The organism is Xanthomonas sp. LF02-5 (assembly GCF_034105325.1).
Classification (GTDB): Bacteria; Pseudomonadota; Gammaproteobacteria; order Xanthomonadales; family Xanthomonadaceae; genus Xanthomonas_A; species Xanthomonas_A sontii.
This window is the reverse complement of the sequence record NZ_JAXGGF010000006.1, coordinates 111,711-129,371: the sequence shown is the minus strand read 5'-3', so window position 1 is coordinate 129,371 and position 17,661 is coordinate 111,711. Positions and strand designations below refer to the sequence as shown.

The window sequence follows — 17,661 nt, the reverse complement described above, 5'->3', positions numbered from 1 at the left end:
AGTGACGGGATTCGGTCACTGCTTGCCACCGAATGCACGTTCCTGGCAAAAATTTTTTGCCTCCCGCCCTTGAAAGCCCCGGCCGCGGCACTACATCAGGCGCATCCCGGCGCTACCGGGTTTTTTCGCGAGCGTTGCTGGCAGTCGTCATGGGCGAGTGCTAACATCGCCGGCCTTTCCTAGACCAATCAATCACTTAAGAGGTCTCACTCAATGAGCATCAAGCCGCTTCACGACCGCGTCGTAGTCAAGCCGATCGAAGCCGACGAAATCTCCGCCGGCGGCATCGTGATCCCGGATTCGGCCAAGGAAAAGTCCACCAAGGGTGAAGTCGTGGCCGTCGGCGCCGGCAAGCCGCTGGACAACGGCAGCGTGCGCGCTCCGGCGCTGAAGGTCGGCGACAAGGTCATCTACGGCCAGTACGCCGGTTCCAGCTACAAGGCCGAAGGCGTCGAGTACAAGGTGCTGCGCGAAGACGACGTTCTGGCGATCGTGGGCTAAAGCCCCCGATCGCGGGAATCGGGATTCGGGATTGGCAAAGGCGCCAGGCGCCGCGCGACCCGACATCTCCGCCCGAATTCCGCTTTAGCGAATCCCTAATCCCCAATCACGAATCCCGGAGCAACACACATGGCTGCCAAAGATATCCGTTTCGGTGAAGACGCCCGTTCGCGCATGGTGCGCGGCGTCAACATCCTCGCCAATGCCGTCAAGGCCACCCTGGGCCCGAAGGGCCGCAACGTCGTGCTCGAGAAGAGCTTCGGCGCGCCGACCATCACCAAGGACGGCGTCTCCGTCGCCAAGGAAATCGAACTGGCCGACAAGTTCGAGAACATGGGCGCGCAGATGGTGAAGGAAGTCGCCTCCAAGACCTCCGACAACGCCGGCGACGGCACCACCACCGCCACCGTGCTGGCGCAGGCGCTGATCCGCGAAGGTTCCAAGGCGGTCGCCGCCGGCATGAACCCGATGGACCTCAAGCGCGGCATCGACAAGGCCGTCGTGGCCGCCGTGGCCGAGCTGAAGAAGATCAGCAAGCCCACCGCCGACGACAAGGCCATCGCCCAGGTCGGCACCATCTCCGCCAACTCCGACGAGTCGATCGGCAACATCATCGCCGACGCAATGAAGAAGGTCGGCAAGGAAGGCGTGATCACGGTCGAGGAAGGCTCGGGCCTGGAGAACGAGCTGGACGTGGTCGAGGGCATGCAGTTCGACCGCGGCTACCTGTCGCCGTACTTCATCAACAACCAGCAGAGCCAGCAGGCCGACCTGGACGACCCGTTCGTGCTGCTGCACGACAAGAAGATCTCCAACGTGCGTGACCTGCTGCCGGTGCTGGAAGGCGTGGCCAAGGCCGGCAAGCCGCTGCTGATCGTCGCCGAGGAAGTGGAAGGCGAGGCGCTGGCGACCCTGGTGGTCAACACCATCCGCGGCATCGTCAAGGTCGTGGCGGTCAAGGCCCCGGGCTTCGGCGACCGTCGCAAGGCGATGCTGGAAGACATGGCCGTGCTGACCGGCGGCACCGTGATCTCCGAGGAAGTGGGCCTGGCGCTGGAGAAGGCGACCATCAAGGACCTGGGCCGCGCCAAGAAGGTGCAGGTCTCCAAGGAGAACACCACCATCATCGACGGCGCCGGCGACACCTCGGCGATCGAGTCGCGCATCAAGCAGATCAAGGCGCAGATCGAAGAGACCTCTTCGGACTACGACCGCGAGAAGCTGCAGGAGCGCGTGGCCAAGCTGGCCGGCGGCGTGGCGGTGATCAAGGTCGGTGCCTCGACCGAGATCGAGATGAAGGAAAAGAAGGCGCGCGTCGAAGACGCCCTGCACGCGACCCGTGCGGCGGTGGAAGAAGGCGTGGTCCCGGGCGGCGGCGTGGCGCTGGTGCGCGCGCTGAGCGCGATCGGCGAGCTGAAGGGCGCCAATGAAGATCAGACCCACGGCATCCAGATCGCGCTGCGCGCGATGGAAGCGCCGCTGCGCGAGATCGTCACCAACGCCGGCGAAGAGCCGTCCGTGATCCTCAACAAGGTCAAGGAAGGCAGCGGCAACTTCGGCTACAACGCCGCCAACGGCGAGTTCGGCGACATGGTCGAGTTCGGCATCCTGGATCCGACCAAGGTGACCCGTTCGGCGCTGCAGAACGCCGCCTCGATCGCCGGCCTGATGATCACCACCGAAGCGATGGTGGCCGAGGCCCCGAAGAAGGAAGAGCCGGCCGCTCCGGGCGGCATGGGCGGCGGCATGGGCGGCATGGGCGGCATGGATTTCTGATCCAGCCGGCCTCGGCCGACCCGTTCCACGCAGTCGAAAGGAGCCCCGCAGCGATGCGGGGCTCTTTTTTTGTGCTGTCGACATGGCGGCATGCCGATGCGTTTGTCTGCGCGTTCGTGCACCCTGGCCAACGCCGCGGCGCATCCACGCATCGCGCCGCGGCAGAACCTGCTTTACCGAGCGTCTGTAGGGCACTTTGGTAAAGACGGCGGAGCCATGTTGCAGGAACGGCTTCAGCCGCGACGAGGCGCTACCGGGAATGCCTGTCGCGGCTGAAGCCGCTCCCGCGAGGACAACGGCGTTTCTCGCCGAGCTGCGGTAAGCAGCGAAGCGGGTCATGGAAGCTGCCTGTGCCGGGCTTGTGCGATCTTCCCGACCGAGGCGCGGCACAGGCGTGCCAGGCGGCAGTGACCCAACCGGACGGATGCGAATGCAGGCTTCGCTCCATGCACCTCAAACACCACGAGACGCTGCGCGCCGGACCCTCGCCCCAACCCCTCTCCCAACGTGAGAGGGGCACGCGATCGCGATGCGCATGCAGTCCATCGTTGCCCAGCAGCGTCTCCGCCAGAGGTGCGGCTGGCACGGCCTGCGGTGGCGATACGGCGAGAATCGACGCGCTGCGCGGCGAATCGCGCACAACGCGCAATCGTCTACAAGTGCGCTGTAGCCGCGTGTTGACAGCGTTTTCAGCGCCATGCAGGTTAGGACGCACGGGCGTCCAGGGGGATCTGCACGCCCGCATGTTCGTCTTCTTCTGTGCGCCGCGGCCGGCGCAGGGTGGCGCGTGCCTGCGGCATGCGCAGCACGGTCGTGGGCGCGGCGCAGCGAAGAGGGCGCCGCAGGTCGTGTTCGCACGGCGCTGCTTCCATCCGCTGCCGGGGACACCGCATGCCACTTCGCTCATCCACCACCCTCGCGTTCGGTATCGTGCTGGCGCTGTACGGCGCCAGCGACGCGCGCGCGCAGGACGCCGACACCGCCGCCCCCAAGGCCGCCGCCACCACAGACCTGGGCCAGGTCGTGGTCACCGGCTCGCGGATCAAACGCTCGGAGGTGGAGGGCGCCGAGCCGGTGCTGACGATCAGCGCGCAGCAGATCCAGCAGGAAGGTTTCCTCACCGTCTACGACGTGCTCAGCACGCTCAACCAGCAGGGCAGCGTCGAGGCCGACACCAAGTACGGCTCGCACACGCCCAACGCCTCGCCGGTAAGCCTGCGCGACCTCGGGCCCGGGCGCACGCTGCTGCTGGTCAATGGCCACCGCGTCGCCGACTACCCGCAGCCCTACGCCGGCGAGAGCAACTTCGCCAACTACGCCAACATCCCGTCCGCGGCGGTGGAGCGCATCGAGATCCTCACCGGCGGCGCCTCGGCCATCTACGGCTCGGACGCGGTCGCCGGCGTCATCAACGTGATCCTCAAGCAGGGCTACGAAGGCAACCAGGTGCGCATGCGCGGCGGCACCGCCACCGCCGGCGGGCGCGACGTGGTCGACCTGTCCTGGGTCGGCGGGCGCAGCGGCGACAAGTGGAACCTGACCTACGCGCTGCAGTGGACCCGGCGCGATCCGCTGTCGGTCGGCGAGCGGCCGGAGATGGACGACCAGGACGACGAGTCCTACAGCAACTGGACCGCGCAGGCGCGCAAGTACGGCTTCAATCCATTCACCGGCCTGAGCCTGGTCGACGCCGGCAACAACACGCGCCTGGCGCCGCCCAGCGGTACCTGTGCGCGCTTCGGCGGCCAGTTCGTCGACGCGCAGCGGCTGAGCTACGACTACAACAGCGATACCGTGCGCAACCTCGGTGGCTACTGCGGCATGGCCCACGACTACGCCGACTGGCTGGCCGCCAGTGGCGGCGACAGCGGCTCGGCGTATCTGTACGGCACCTTCGACTTCGACAACGGCGTGCAGGCCTGGAGCACGCTGTCCACGACCAAGAGCGTCGGCTACTGGACCTACGACCCGCCCTACGTCTACCTCGGCCCGTTCCACGACACCGGCAGCGACCGCGACCTGTACGCGATCCGCCAGCTCACCCGCTTCGAATCCGGCGGCTGGAAGAACCTGGCCAACACCACCAGGGAACTGTCCTGGGACCTGAGCGCCGGCCTCAAGGGCCGCCTCGCCGATCGCTTCGACTGGGAAGTGGCGGTGGGCCGCGCGCGCTACACCGTCGACGAATACGTGCGCACCGTGGACACGCAGAAGGCCACCGCCTACTTCCTCGGCCCGCAACTGGGCAGCACCGCCGACGGCACGCCGATCTACGATCTCAACGAGGAACGCTGGTACCAGCCGCTGACCGGCGCGCAATACAACGACCTGGCGGTGAAGGCGCACAGCCGCGCCGATTCCTGGGTCAACCAGGCCAGCGCCAACATCACCGGCGAGCTGCTGCAGGGCTGGGCCGGGCCGATCAAGTTCGCCGCGGTCGGCGAAGTGGCCAAGCAGGGCTACCGGCTGTCGCCCGATCCCTGCGCCAACACCTGCTATCCGCTGGACGTGGTCGACTACGGCGGCGGCGAGCGCCTGCGCTACTCCGGCGGCATCGAGTTCGACGTGCCGCTGTTGTCCAAGCTCAACGCCAGCCTGGCGGCGCGCCACGACCGCTACGGCGACTATCGCGCCTACGGCAGCGACCTCGGCGCGGCGATCGGCACCCAGCGCGACACCACCTGGAGCGCCGGCCTGGAGTGGCGGCCGCTGAGCACGCTGCTGCTGCGCGGCAGCGTCGCCAGCAGTTTCCGCGCCCCGGACATGCACTACGTGCTCGGCGAACCCAGTTCCACCCAGCAGACCGTGATCGACCAGTACCGCTGCATCCAGAAGGGCTATTACCTCACCGGCGGCTGCAGTGCCGAGAACAGCGACGTGTTCTACCTGATGCAGGTCAATCGCCGCGGCACCCCGGACCTGGAATCGGAGCATGGCCGCTCGGTCACCGCCGGCTTCGTCTGGGACATCGCCGAGGGCCTGTCGCTGACCGCGGACTACTACCGGATTCGCTTGCAGGACATGATCAAGGACCTCAATCGCGACGAGGTGCTCAGCGCCGAAGCCGGCTGCCGCACCGGCCTGACCACCGCCGGCGGCGTGTGGGTCAATCCCGGCGGCGCCGAGTACTGCGCGCGCATCCTTTCGCGCGTGGCGCGCGATGCCGCCGGCCGCGTCACCGGCATCGAGCAGGGGCCGATCAACATCGCGCAGATGCACGTGTCCGGCGTCGATGCCTCGCTGAAGTACCGCCTCAACACCGCGCGCTGGGGCAACTTCAGCTTCGCCCTGGATTACAACAACCTGATCGGCTACCACGAGCAGACCTATCGCACCGACGACGACAAGAACCTGCGCGACCAGAAGATCCGCAGCAAGCTGCGCGGCAGCGTGCACTGGGAGAACGGCGGTCCGCTGGATCTCACTCTCTATGCCAAGCGCTTCGGCTCCACCCAGGCGGTGAACTGGGGCACCTGCACCCGCTTCGACGACGGCTACCAGCCCAGCCCCTCCGACGCCTGCCGCGTCACCGACAGCGGCAACCGCCACTTCGGCGAGAGCACCACGCGTTACTTCGGTCGCGTCGGCCCGGCGCTGTACTGGAACCTCACCGCCGGCTACCGCATCGCCCCGAAGATGAAGGTCAACCTGTACATCAACAACGTGCTCGATACCGTCGGCTACGACAACAAGGAGCGCTACTACGGCTACCAGTTCTACAACACCACCCTGTACGACGCGATCGGCCGCGAGGTGGCGATGGAATATGTGCTGGATTTCTGAGAGGCCGGGATTCGGGAGTGGGGATTCGGGATGCGCTCTAGCCCCTCTCCCTCCGGGAGAGGGGTTGGGGTGAGGGTCCGGAGCACGCAGCGCCACGCAGGAACGCATGGGCGTGTGCTTACGGAGATTGGATCGCTTGCTGCCGCACCCTCATCCGCCCCTGCGGGGCACCTTCTCCCGATGGGAGAAGGGAAGCGCAGTAGCCCCTCTCCCATCGGGAGAGGGGTTGGGGTGAGGGTCCGGGGCGCGCAGCGCCACGCAAGAACGCAAGCATCAACCGCTCCTGTTCGACGACGGCGACCGCATAGCCTTCCCACCACATCGAACCGCTTTTTCGAATCCCCACTCCCCAATCCCCGCATTCGTTGCATCAGCAACTGTGGCGCTGCCGCAAACCCTGTGCTATCACTACGTCCCATGAACGCTTCCTGCCGCAGCTTTTACTTTTGGTATTACGGTTTTCCGATGCCGCTGGCGGAGGAAGGATCGCGTTCACCCTGAAGGACACTTCAGCCGCAATCCCGAAAGCCGCCAGCGAACCTGGCGGCTTTTTTCATGCCGCCGGATCTGGCCCCCACCCAGCCCCCCGACGAGACACGCACATGGCCCCGCACACCGACGATCTGCGCATCCGCAAGATCGAACCGCTGACCCCACCCTCCCAACTGCAGGCGCTGCTGCCCTGCGACGAGGAGGCCTCGCAGACCGTCGCCGCCGCGCGCGCGGCGCTGCACGAGATCCTGCACGGCCGCGACGACCGCCTGGCGGTGGTGATCGGCCCCTGCTCGATCCACGACCCGGTCGCGGCGATGGAGTACGCGCAGCGCCTGCGCCCGCTGCGCGAGACCTACGGCGATGCGCTGGAGATCGTGATGCGGGTGTACTTCGAGAAGCCGCGCACCACGGTCGGCTGGAAGGGCCTGATCAACGATCCCAACCTCGATGGCAGCTTCGACATCAACAAGGGCCTGCGCCTGGCGCGCGGCCTGCTGCGCGACATCAACCGCCTGGGTCTGCCGGCCGGCGTGGAGTTCCTCGACATCATCTCGCCGCAGTACATCGCCGACCTGGTGGCCTGGGGCGCGATCGGCGCGCGCACCACCGAAAGCCAGGTGCACCGCGAGATGGCCTCGGGTCTGTCGTGCCCGGTGGGCTTCAAGAACGGCACCAGCGGCGACGTCAAGATCGCGGTCGATGCGGTCGGCGCGGCCTCGCATCCGCATCATTTCCTGGCGGTGACCAAGGACGGGCAGACCGCGGTGGCGGCCACCGCCGGCAACCCGGACTGCCACGTGATCCTGCGCGGCGGCACCCAGCCCAACTACGACGCCGACAGCGTGGCCGCAGCGGCGCAGGTGCTGGAGAAGGCCGGCCTGCCGGCGCGACTGATGGTCGACGCCAGCCACGCCAACAGCGGCAAAAACCCGGACAACCAGCCCAAGGTGATCGAGGACATCGCCCGCCAGCTCGAGGCCGGGCAGACCCGCATCGTCGGCGCCATGGTCGAGAGCCACCTGCGCGGCGGCCGCCAGGACCTGGTCGCGGGCCAGCCGCTGGTCTACGGCCAGAGCATCACCGACGGCTGCATCGACTGGGATACCTCGGTGCAGGTGCTCGAGCGGCTGGCGCAGGCGGTACGCGCACGGCGCCAGGCGCGCGTGGCGCAGGCGGCCTGAGGGCGCTGCTGGGAGAAACGCACGCAGCCTGACCGGCTGCGTGCGTGGGGGCGGGGGAGGCCCTGAAGAGGGGCCGGACGCGCCGCCGAATGCGAAGGGAGAGAGCTTCGGTATCGACGGCTGCGTGCCGGTGATGACGTTATCCGCCCATCCGGTGACCACGGTATGCCGGTGTGTGGCAGCGGCTGGCAAGGTGTTGGCGAGGCGTTAAGACCGGTTGTCGCCGGTTCAGCGCGGCGGCGTGGAAGTGGCGCGATGGGATGTACAAGCCGCGCATTGATGGGCCGGGGGCATAGCGGCGATCGCCTGCCGGACGCACCAGGTCCTGCTCGGCGCGACGCTGTTCCAGCGCCATGCGCGTGGGGTCAAGCTGACCGCCGAAGATCGGCAACTGGCCGATGCCGCCAGCGCCGCGTTGGCCGACATCGGGGTCTGACCGATAGGTGCTGCCCGAGTCGCATGCGCGCATGTGCGGACGCCGCTGCTGGCGAAACCGGTCACCGTGTCGATAATGCCTGCATGGCCGCCGACTCGCCCTGGTTCCTGTACCTGCTCGAATGCCGCAACGGCAGCTACTACGCCGGCATCACCCCGGACCTGCAGGCACGCTTCCAGGCGCACCTGCGCGGCGCCGGTGCCAAGTACACCCGCGCCAACCCACCGGTGCGGCTGCTGGCCAGTCGCGCCTACCCCGACCGTGCCGCCGCCTCGCGCGCCGAGTACGCACTCAAGCAGTTGCCGCGTGACCGCAAGCTGGCGTTCCTGACCGCGCCCGAGACCGCATCTGACGCCGATAACCTTCAAGCGACCGCCGAATCCGCAGCGGTGTCGTAGGAGTGGCTTCAGCCGCGAGAGGCGTGACCCGTAACGCCCGTCGCGGCTGCAGCCGCTCCCGCGACGATGCCGCACATTCGCGCAGATTCTGGATGCGAGAGGGCTGCACTGTGGGAGGGACTTCAGTCCCGACGCGAGGTCCCGCAGTGCTCAGCGGCACTCCAGAATCATCGGCAGCCGTCGTAGGAGCGCCTTCAAGCGCGACCTCGGGAAAACGCGTCGCGGCTGAAGCCGCTGCTACAAGGGTGCCGGACATTCGCGCAGATGTCGGGATGGCAGGGCTGCAATGTGGGAAGGGCTGCATGCCCCGCTGCCGATCGGTGACTCAGCCGCCCGCGTGCATCGTCCCTGTGTCCAGCCAGCGCTGGTGCCAGGACAGCGCCTCGGGCAGCAGGTGCGGGGTGTGCTTGCCATAGCTGGCGTGCAGGGCGCGATCGAAATAGTCCTGCAGTTGCGCGCGGTAGCTCGGGTCCACGCAGTGCGCGAGCAACTGTTGCGCGCGCTGCCGCGGCGGCAGGCCGCGCAGGTCGGCCAGGCCGTGCTCGGTGACGATGATCGAGACGTCGTGTTCGGTGTGGTCGACGTGGCTGACCATCGGCACGATCGAGGAGATGCTGCCGTGCTTCGCCGTGCTGGGACTGAGGAAGATCGACAGGAAGCCGTTGCGCGCGAAGTCGCCGGAGCCGCCGATGCCGTTCATGATGCGGCTGCCCATGACGTGGGTGGAATTGACGTTGCCGTACAGGTCGGCCTCGATCATGCCGTTCATGCCGATGCAGCCCAGCCGCCGCACCAGTTCCGGATGGTTGGAGATCTCCTGCGTGCGCAGGATGATGCGCTCGCGGTAGAAGTCGATGTTGCGCTTGAACTCCTCGTTGGCCTCCGGGCTCAGCGCGAAGCCGGTGCACGAAGCGACTTTGAGCACGCCGCTGCGCAACAGGTCGAGCATGCCGTCCTGGATCACTTCGGTGAAGGCGCTGAGGTCGCGGAAGCCGCTGCTGGCCAGGCCGGCCAGCACCGCGTTGGGAATGTTGCCCACGCCGGACTGCAGCGGCAGCAGGTTCGGCGGCAGCCGACCCTTGCCGACCTCGTGCTGGAAGAACGCGATCAGGTGCTCGGCGATGCGCTGGCTGGTGGCATCTGCGGGCGTGAACGGGCTGTTGCGGTCGGGGCCGTGGGTGCGCACCACCGCCACGATCTTGTCCGGGTCGCAGCGCAGCGACGGCTCGCCGATGCGGTCGTCGGCGTGCAGCAGCGGGATCGGCTTGCGGTGTGGTGGCAACGCGGTGCCGTAGTACACGTCGTGCATGCCGTCGATGCCGGCCGGCTGCCAGTCGTTGACCTCGACGATCACCTTCTTCGCCAGGTCCAGCCAGGTCTTGTTGTTGCCGACCGAGGTCGACGGGATCAGGCTGCCGTCTTCGCGAATGCCGGCCACTTCCACCACCGCGGTGTCGATCTGCCCATAGAAACCGAACCACACGTGCTGGGCGACGTGGCTGAGGTGGATGTCGATGTAGTCCAGGCTGCCGGCGTTGATGCGCTGGCGCGCGTCCGGGTCGGACTGGAACGGCATGCGCAGGGCGATGCCGTCGGCCTTGGCCAGGGCACCGTCCAGTTCTGGCGCGGTGGAGGCGCCGGTCATCAGCTGGATCTTGAACGATTGCCCCTGCAGGTGCGCCGCCTCGATACGCTGCGCCAGCGCCATCGGCACCGCCTTGGGATAGCCGGAGCCGGTGAAGCCGCTCATCGCCACCGTCTCGCCGGGCTGGATCAACGCCGCCGCGGCCTCGGCGCTGACGATGCGTTCGCGCAGGCGGGGATGGAGGATACGTTCGGCGGACATGCGGCGACCATGGCGTGGGAAGGGGAGGGCAATTATCGCGGATCGGGCCGAGGCCCGCGTTGGGGTGTGTCCCAACTTTTTGCGCCTGTCGCACGGCGGTGCAGGCGGGCGCCACGCGATGCACGCGCGCCACGGTCTGTGCGATGTATGTGGCGCTGCGCGCGCCGGACCCTCACCCCAACCCCTCTCCCGGTGGGAGAGGGGCTCTGGCTTCTCCCTTCTCCTGGTGGGTCTGCCTTGTGATGACAGGACGCAGCGCGCATGCAGTGCCGTGTACGTGCCACCGTCGCTTTCACGCGTTCCACGCCGCACCGCGGCGATAGTGCGGCGGTGCCGCTCTCCGCCCGCCCACTGACCGCCGTCCATGCTCGCTACCGGCGTCTGCCGCGCGGCTGGCGCCTGCTCCTGCGCGGCCTGCTGATCGCCTACCTGCTGTATCTGCTGGCCGGCAACGTGTTCCTCAACACGCCGCTGTTCGACCTGGCCACCAACCGCAAGCCGGAGAAGTTCCGCATGCACACCGGGCCGGCCGTCACCGTGCTGCCCGGCTTCATCACCGCCTGGAACGTGCGCATGCGCGGCCACGTGCAGCGCAACGTCTGGCAGGTGCGCGCCGACCGCGCCAGCGCGCGCATCGCGTTGCTGCCGCTGCTGCATCGCGAAGTGCGCCTGCCGTGGATGGAGGCGGTGAACGTGATCGGCGAGATGGACCGCGTCGAGGAGATGATCCCGCCACCACCGCCCAGCGACCAGGGCTGGACCCTGCGCTTCGACGCGATCCACAGCGGCACGCTGCGCCGCGCCCGCTTCGGCGATTTTGCGATCGAGGGCAAGGGCCACGGCACCGTCGGCTTCCTCAAGCAGTTGCGTGGCGGCCCCTCGGAACTGTTCCGCTCGCAGATCGTGTTCGAGGACGCCAGCGTGCGCTACGGCAAGCGCCAGATCGCCGACCAGGCCACGCTGGATGCGCGCTTCTCGTTCCCGCGCCACTACCGCGCGCAGGCGCCGGGGTTGCGCAAGCTGGGCATCACCGACCTGGCGCTGCGCGTGCACGGGCGCAGCGTGGCCCTGCGCATCGACACCGCTGGCGACACCACCAAGCTGAGCACCGAGCCAGGGCTGGGTCACATACAGGCCGATCTGCACCTGCTGCGCGGCGCACTGCAGCCCGGCAGCACGCTCAACTGGCGGGTGCCGATGCATGCCGGCGTCGGCGCCACCGATCGCGGCGTGCTGGCGCTGCTGCTGGATGTGGAAGGCGACAACATCCGCGCCCGCGCGCGCCTGCCCGGCCAGGTCGATCCGGGCAGCATGCTCGATGCCGACCTGCGCATCGCCGGGCGCCAGGTGCCGTTCGACGACCCGGCGGCGCTGCTGCCGCGTACCTCCGGCCGCGTGCAGGGACGCTGGCATTTCGAATCGTTGAACTGGATCAGCGACCTGCTGGTGCGCAAGCCATGGTTCCAGCTCGATGGCGGCGGCGACGTCGCCGCCGATCTGCAGTTGCGGCAGGGCGCGTTGCAGCCGGGCAGCCGCCTCGACGTGCCCGACGTGCAGGCGGTGGCGGAGATCATGCGCGTGCGCCTGAGCGGCAAGGCGCAGGCGGTCGGCCGCATCGTCGGCAGCGCCGAACAGCCGCGCACGCAACTGGACGTGCGCATGCGCCGCTTCGCGCTGGCGCCGCTGGACGCGCCCAAGGCCAGCTTCGTCGAAGGCGAGAACCTGCAACTGGACCTGCAGGGCGACGGCGCGCTGGCCACCTTGCGCGATTCCTTGCAGGCGCGGCTGCGCTTTGCCGACGCGCGCGTGCCGGACCTGCGCGCCTACAACCGCTACTTGCCGGCGGCGCAGGTGCGCGTGCTCGGTGGCGATGGCCGGCTCAGCGGCGACCTGCAGCTGGACGCGTCCGGCCAGGTCGGGCAGGGCACCGTGCGTGTGCTCGGCCGCCAGGCGCGGCTGCAGACCGCGGGCCTGGAACTGGCCGGCGATCTCGACCTGGACGCGCGGCTGCGCCGCGCCGAGCTGCAGGACAAGCGCTTCGATCTGAGCGGCAGCACGCTGCGCCTGCAGGGCGTGCGCTACGGCACCCAGCCCAGGCAGGGCGACTGGTGGGCGACGCTGCGCATTCCGCAGGGCCGCATCGCTGCGGCGGCGCCGGTGCAGGCCGATGCGCAGGTGCAGATGCAGATGCGCGACGCCGGCCCGGTGCTGGCGGTGTTCGCGCAGCACAGCGATGCGCCGGCGTGGTTGCTGAAGCTGGCCGACGCCGGGCAACTGCAGGCCAGCGGACAACTGCGCTGGCGCAAGGATGCACTGTGGCTGGATCGGGTCGCTGCAGAAAACGAACGCGTGGCCTTGCGCGCGCGCCTGCGCGTCGGCGATGCCGGCACGCAGGGCGATCTGTATGCGCGCTGGGGCGTGCTCGGCGTGGGCGTGGCGCTGCGCGGCGAACAGCGGCAATGGCATCTGCTCGGCGCGCGCGAGTGGTACGACAAGCAGCCGGCCTGGCTGCCGGAGGCCCCGGCACCGGCGGCATCGCCTTAGCGCGACAGAGATCGCGTTGGGCGTGCTTCGCTGGCTGCGGGTGGATGCGCTGTGCGCCTCGCCATGCCGGCACGCGAAAGCACGCAACGCGCGTATCCCCCGCTTATCTGTTCCCCATTCCCGTTTCCCCATTCCCGCCCACGCAGAATGTACTGCCCGGTATCGTTTTGCAGTGCAGCGTGCAATGTCCAAAAAAAGCGCCCAAGATCGCCCTGCATCCCGACGTGGGGGAGGGAGCAAAGCCCGCTGGCAGTTCGCTGCAAGCGGGCTTTTTTATTTCAGTCGGCGGGCATCGCGTCGCTGTCGGAAAGTGCCTCGGGTGATTGCGACAGTTGTTGCGCTAGCGCCTCCGCCGCCGGCGTTCGGTTGGCCTCGCTCCACAGCAGCCGGAAGCTGGCGTGCGGCAACGGCGGCAATCCAAAGCGCTCGTCCACGGCGACCATTCCCGCTTCCAGATCTTCCTGGGGCAGGGCGGTGATGGCCAGGCCGGCCTTCACGGCGGCACGCAGTCCCTGCTGACTTGGCGAGGTGAATGCCACTCGCCAGGCGAGATCGGCGCGCTCCAGTGCAGCGGTTCCCACCTGCCGGTGCAGGCAGGGCTTGGGTGCAAAAGCGAGCGGGACTGGCGCATTCGCGGCCGGCGCGAACGCTGGCGCGGCCGCCCACACGAAGCGGGTCCGGCGCAGCAGGGGCGTTGTCGGGTCGTCCTCCAGTGCGAGTGTCACCGCCAGGTCGAGGGAGCCCGCAACGATCTGCTCGTGCAGCGCGGCATAGGTATCCACCGTCACGTCCAGCCGCACCGCCGGAAACATCCGTGCGAACCGCGCCAGCATCGGCGGAAGGCGATCGCCGACGTAGCTTTCGGGGGCACCGAAACGCACCGTGCCGGACACCGGAGAACGCCGGAAACGCCGTGCGAGCGCGTCATGCGCCTGCAGCACCTGCGTCGCATGGCGAAGAAAGTCTTCGCCGTCTTCGGTCAGGCTCACCCGGCGGGTTGTGCGATTCAGCAGTGCCGTGCCGGCCTGCGCTTCCAGTTTGCGAATGTGATGGCTGATGGCCGACTGGGTGAGGTGCAGCCGTTCGCCTGCGCGCGTGAAGCCGCCAGTCTCGTTCACCGCAACGAAAGTGCGTAACAGATCCGGATCGTAGTCCATGCGATTCAGTCCATTGTTTAATTAATTCAAGAAAATTAAATCATTTCCATCATCCATTGTGTGCTCCCAGACTGGAAGTCAGCCGCTCCCAAGCCCGAATCGACCCGCCGTGCACCGGTCGGTCCGCTCGGCGCCGCGGGCGGATGTCCCTCTAGGAAAAGCCCATGACGCACCTTCCTTCCGCGCGCAGGAACACCCTCACGCTGGCGGCCGCCTGCCTGGCTTCGCTGATGTTCGGTCTGGAGATCTCCAGCGTGCCGGTGATCCTTCCCCTCCTCGAAGCGGCGCTGCATGGCAGCTTCCGCGATCTGCAGTGGATCATGAATGCCTACACCATCGCCTGCACCACCGTGCTGATGGCGACGGGCACGCTGGCCGACCGCTACGGGCGTAAGCGGATCTTCCTGATCTGCGTGTTCCTGTTCGGCGTGACCTCCTTGGTATGCGGCCTGGCAGGGAGCACGGCGCTGCTGATCGCTGGTCGCTTCCTTCAGGGGATGGCCGGGGGCGCCATGCTGGTGTGCCAGTTCGCCGTGCTCTCGCAGCAATTCGCAGACGCGACGGCCCGTGCCAAGGCGTTTGGGATCTGGGGGATCGTCTTCGGCATCGGCCTGGGTTTCGGCCCGATCATCGGTGCCGGCATCGTCGCGTTGTGGAGTTGGGAATGGGTTTTCCTTGTGCACGTTCCCATTTCCGCGATCGCCCTGGGACTGGCGCTTGTCGGTGTCGAGGAGTCGCGCGATCCGCAGCGGCGCCGTTTGGACGTCGCCGGGATCGTCTCGCTGTCGGTCGCGGTGCTCGCCTTGGCGTGGTTCATCACGCAAGGGCCGGTAGCCGGCTTTGGCAGCGTTTCGTCGCTGGCGAGTCTGATCATCGCCAGCGGCAGCTGCGTCGCGTTCGTTGTGGCGGAGCGCCGCGCCGACGCGCCCATGTTCGACTTCTCGGTGTTCCGCATCCGCGACTTTTCCGGCGCCCTGTTGGGCTCGATGGGCATGAACTTCAGCTTCTGGCCGCTCATGATCTATCTGCCGCTGCTGTTCCAGCATGGGCTGGGCTACGGCAACGTGGCCACCGGACTTTCGCTGCTGGCTTACACCTTGCCGACCCTGGTGCTGCCGCCGTTGGGCGAGCGGCTGGCGCTGCGCTACCGCGCGCATACCGTGATTCCTGCCGGTCTGTTTGCGATCGGAGCCGGCTTCTTGCTGATGGCGTGGGGCAGCGGCACGGTGCGGGCCAGTTGGTTGACGATGCTCCCCGGGTGCCTGCTGGCCGGTACCGGGTTGGGGATCGTCAACACCCCGGTGACCAATACCATCACCGCGTCGGTCTGCGTCGCGCGTACCGGCATGGCCTCCGGCATGGACACCAGTGCGCGCCTGATCAGCCTTGCGATCAATATCGCGGTCATGGGATTCATCCTGGTGGAGGGCGTGTTGTCCTTTCTCCGCCGGACGCTGCCGACGGCCGACGCCACGTTGCTGCGGGGGCTGGCTGAGCGGCTTTCCGGCGGAACCGCACACGCGGCGGGGCAGGGCCTCTCCACGCCGACGGTTCCGCCCGACGTCGCGGCGGCAGCCATGATCCACGGCATGCAATGGGTGATGTTGTATGGCGGCATCAGTGTCTGGACCTTCGCGCTCTGCAGCGTGATCGTGTTCGGCAGGCGTGGCGCCGAACATCGGTCTGCCGTGTCGAAAGAGGTCGCCTGATGGACGCGCGACCGAGGCGAAGGCGCTCGGCCGGTTGCCCATGACGGAAGCGCCGCATCGTGCGCTGCGCCCGAAGCCCGGGCGCGGGGACGTGGATTGTCCGCGACGGCGCGTGCACATGCGCCGCCGGCGGCGCCGCTGCGCCTCGACTGCCGCGAACCGTCGTCGAAGCGGGGTGCGCGGCGCCGGTTGCGTGTGCGTCAGGTCGGCATGGCCTGCGACGGCGGTTCCGGCGACGGTGGCAGTTCCGGCCGGGTCGGATCCACGGTCAGCGGCTCGTCGCTGCGCAGTAGCGCATGCGCCTCGGCTTCGCTGGCCACCGCCGGCGGCGAGCCGCGCAGCGGCAGGCCGGCGGTTTCGCGCACGAAGGCCATGGTCGCGATGCCGACCACCGCCGCGCCCATCAGGTAGTACGCCGGCACCAGCGGATCGCCGGTGCGCTCGACCAGCCACGCGGTGACCAGCGGCGTGGTGCCGCCGAACAGCGACACCGACACGTTGAAGGCGATCGACAGCGCGCTGTAGCGCACCGGGGTGTAGAACAGCGCCGGCAAGGTCGACGGCATCGAGCTGGTGAAGCACACCAGCGCCACGCCGAGCAGCATCAGGCCGAGGAAGATCAGCCAGTCGTTGCCGGTGCCGACCAGCCGCAGGCACGGCACCGCCAGCACCAGCAGCGCGATGCAGGCGCCGATCACCATCGGCTTGCGGCCCAGGCGATCGCTGAACAACCCGCCGAGCACGTTGAGCGGCATCATCACCAGCATCACGATGATGATCAGCAGCAGGCCCTTGCTCTCGGCATAGCCCATGGTGACGCTGAGGTAGCTGGGCATGTAGGTCAGCAGCATGTAGTCGGTGACGTTGAACACCAGCACCAGGCCCACGCACTTGAGCAACTGCGGCCAGTGGACGCGGAACAGCGCGCCCAGGCCCGGCGCATCGTGCTCGCGCTTTTCCGCCTCTTCGGCATAGGCCTGGAACGCCGGGGTTTCCTCCAGTTTCATGCGCATGTACAGGCCGAGCAGGCCCAGCGGGCCGGCGATCAGGAACGGCACGCGCCAGCCCCAGTCGTGCAGCTGCGCATCGCTCAGCGTGAAGTGCAGCGCGGTCACCGTGGCGGCGCCGGCGATGTAGCCGCCCAACGTGCCGAACTCCAGCCAGCTGCTCATGAAGCCGCGGTTGCGGTCGGTGGAGTACTCGGCGATGAAGGTCGCCGCGCCGCCGTATTCGCCGCCGGTGGAAAATCCCTGCACCAGCCGCGCCACCAGCAACAGGATCGGCGCCCAGATGCCGATGCGCTCGTAGGAGGGGATGAGGCCGATCGAGAACGTGCCCAGCGCCATCAGGATCATGGTCGCGGCCAGCACCTTCTGCCGGCCGTAGCGGTCGCCCAGCGGGCCGAACACCAGCCCGCCCAGCGGGCGCACCAGGAACGCCACGGTGAAGGTCGCGAACGTGGCGATCAGCTGCGCGGTGGGGTTGGTGCTGGGGAAGAACACGTGGCCCAGGGTCACGGCCAGGTAGCCGTACACGCCGAAGTCGAACCACTCCATCGCGTTGCCCAGCGCCGCCGCGCCGACGGCCCGCTTGAGCATGGGTTTGTCGACGACGGTGACTTCTTCCACCTGCAGTTGGCGGCGGCGCTTGAACCATCCGAAATGGGCGTGGAACTCCGACATGTCTTCTCCTGTCCTGGAACGGTGAGGTGATGACCCCCGGCCCGCACGCGTCAGGCAAGCAAGACGGAACGACATGGCGCAACGGCGCCGCACTGGTCTGCGGGGGCGATCCCGGACGGCCGCGTCAACACCACGGCGCTGCAGGATCGAAGA

The 17,661-nt window shown here is 67.9% G+C and carries 10 protein-coding genes and 1 pseudogene; 8 read left to right on the top strand and 3 right to left on the bottom strand.

What is annotated here, in order from left to right; genetic code table 11:
• The first annotated feature begins 213 nt into the window (after positions 1 to 213).
• The 6 genes and pseudogenes from SLW52_RS16045 (at position 214) to SLW52_RS16020 (ending at position 8,570) form a co-directional block, all read left to right on the top strand.
• On the top strand, positions 214 to 501 hold the full coding sequence (locus tag SLW52_RS16045; RefSeq protein ID WP_010340979.1) for a co-chaperone GroES: 288 nt from the start codon (positions 214 to 216) through the stop codon (positions 499 to 501).
• A 129-nt stretch (positions 502 to 630) separates the two neighbouring features.
• Positions 631 to 2,277 (top strand): chaperonin GroEL, encoded by a 1,647-nt coding sequence (gene groL / locus SLW52_RS16040; RefSeq protein ID WP_010340980.1) that lies wholly within the window; start codon positions 631 to 633, stop codon positions 2,275 to 2,277.
• 870 nt (positions 2,278 to 3,147) lie between these two features.
• A complete protein-coding gene (locus SLW52_RS16035) occupies positions 3,148 to 6,060 on the top strand; it encodes a TonB-dependent receptor (protein ID WP_320740804.1) in 2,913 nt (970 codons plus the stop codon).
• Positions 6,061 to 6,662: 602 nt separating this feature from the next.
• On the top strand, positions 6,663 to 7,736 hold the full coding sequence (locus SLW52_RS16030; RefSeq protein WP_150409731.1) for a 3-deoxy-7-phosphoheptulonate synthase: 1,074 nt from the start codon (positions 6,663 to 6,665) through the stop codon (positions 7,734 to 7,736).
• A 319-nt stretch (positions 7,737 to 8,055) separates the two neighbouring features.
• Positions 8,056 to 8,163, top strand: a pseudogene (locus tag SLW52_RS16025) (LysR family transcriptional regulator); the annotation flags it as partial.
• 92 nt (positions 8,164 to 8,255) lie between these two features.
• Positions 8,256 to 8,570 (top strand): GIY-YIG nuclease family protein, encoded by a 315-nt coding sequence (locus SLW52_RS16020; protein ID WP_295946691.1) that lies wholly within the window; start codon positions 8,256 to 8,258, stop codon positions 8,568 to 8,570.
• Between the two features lie 325 nt (positions 8,571 to 8,895).
• Here the strand turns inward: SLW52_RS16020 and SLW52_RS16015 are convergent, their stop codons facing one another.
• Positions 8,896 to 10,416 (bottom strand): acetyl-CoA hydrolase/transferase family protein, encoded by a 1,521-nt coding sequence (locus SLW52_RS16015; protein ID WP_152236712.1) that lies wholly within the window; start codon positions 10,414 to 10,416, stop codon positions 8,896 to 8,898.
• A 330-nt stretch (positions 10,417 to 10,746) separates the two neighbouring features.
• Between SLW52_RS16015 and SLW52_RS16010 the strand changes: the two genes are divergently transcribed.
• The gene (locus SLW52_RS16010) at positions 10,747 to 12,960 is read left to right on the top strand and encodes a hypothetical protein (RefSeq protein ID WP_320740699.1); all 2,214 of its coding nucleotides are present in this window, start codon (positions 10,747 to 10,749) and stop codon (positions 12,958 to 12,960) included.
• A 278-nt stretch (positions 12,961 to 13,238) separates the two neighbouring features.
• On the opposite strand, the gene SLW52_RS16005 is transcribed toward SLW52_RS16010, so the two are convergent.
• A complete protein-coding gene (locus SLW52_RS16005) occupies positions 13,239 to 14,117 on the bottom strand; it encodes a LysR substrate-binding domain-containing protein (protein WP_267093011.1) in 879 nt (292 codons plus the stop codon).
• 164 nt (positions 14,118 to 14,281) lie between these two features.
• Between SLW52_RS16005 and SLW52_RS16000 the strand changes: the two genes are divergently transcribed.
• A complete protein-coding gene (locus tag SLW52_RS16000; protein ID WP_320740698.1) occupies positions 14,282 to 15,826 on the top strand; it encodes an MFS transporter in 1,545 nt (514 codons plus the stop codon).
• A gap of 200 nt (positions 15,827 to 16,026) precedes the next feature.
• Here SLW52_RS16000 and proP read toward each other — a convergent pair whose 3' ends face one another.
• Positions 16,027 to 17,508 (bottom strand): glycine betaine/L-proline transporter ProP, encoded by a 1,482-nt coding sequence (proP, locus tag SLW52_RS15995; RefSeq protein WP_267102865.1) that lies wholly within the window; start codon positions 17,506 to 17,508, stop codon positions 16,027 to 16,029.
• Positions 17,509 to 17,661: the final 153 nt, after the last annotated feature.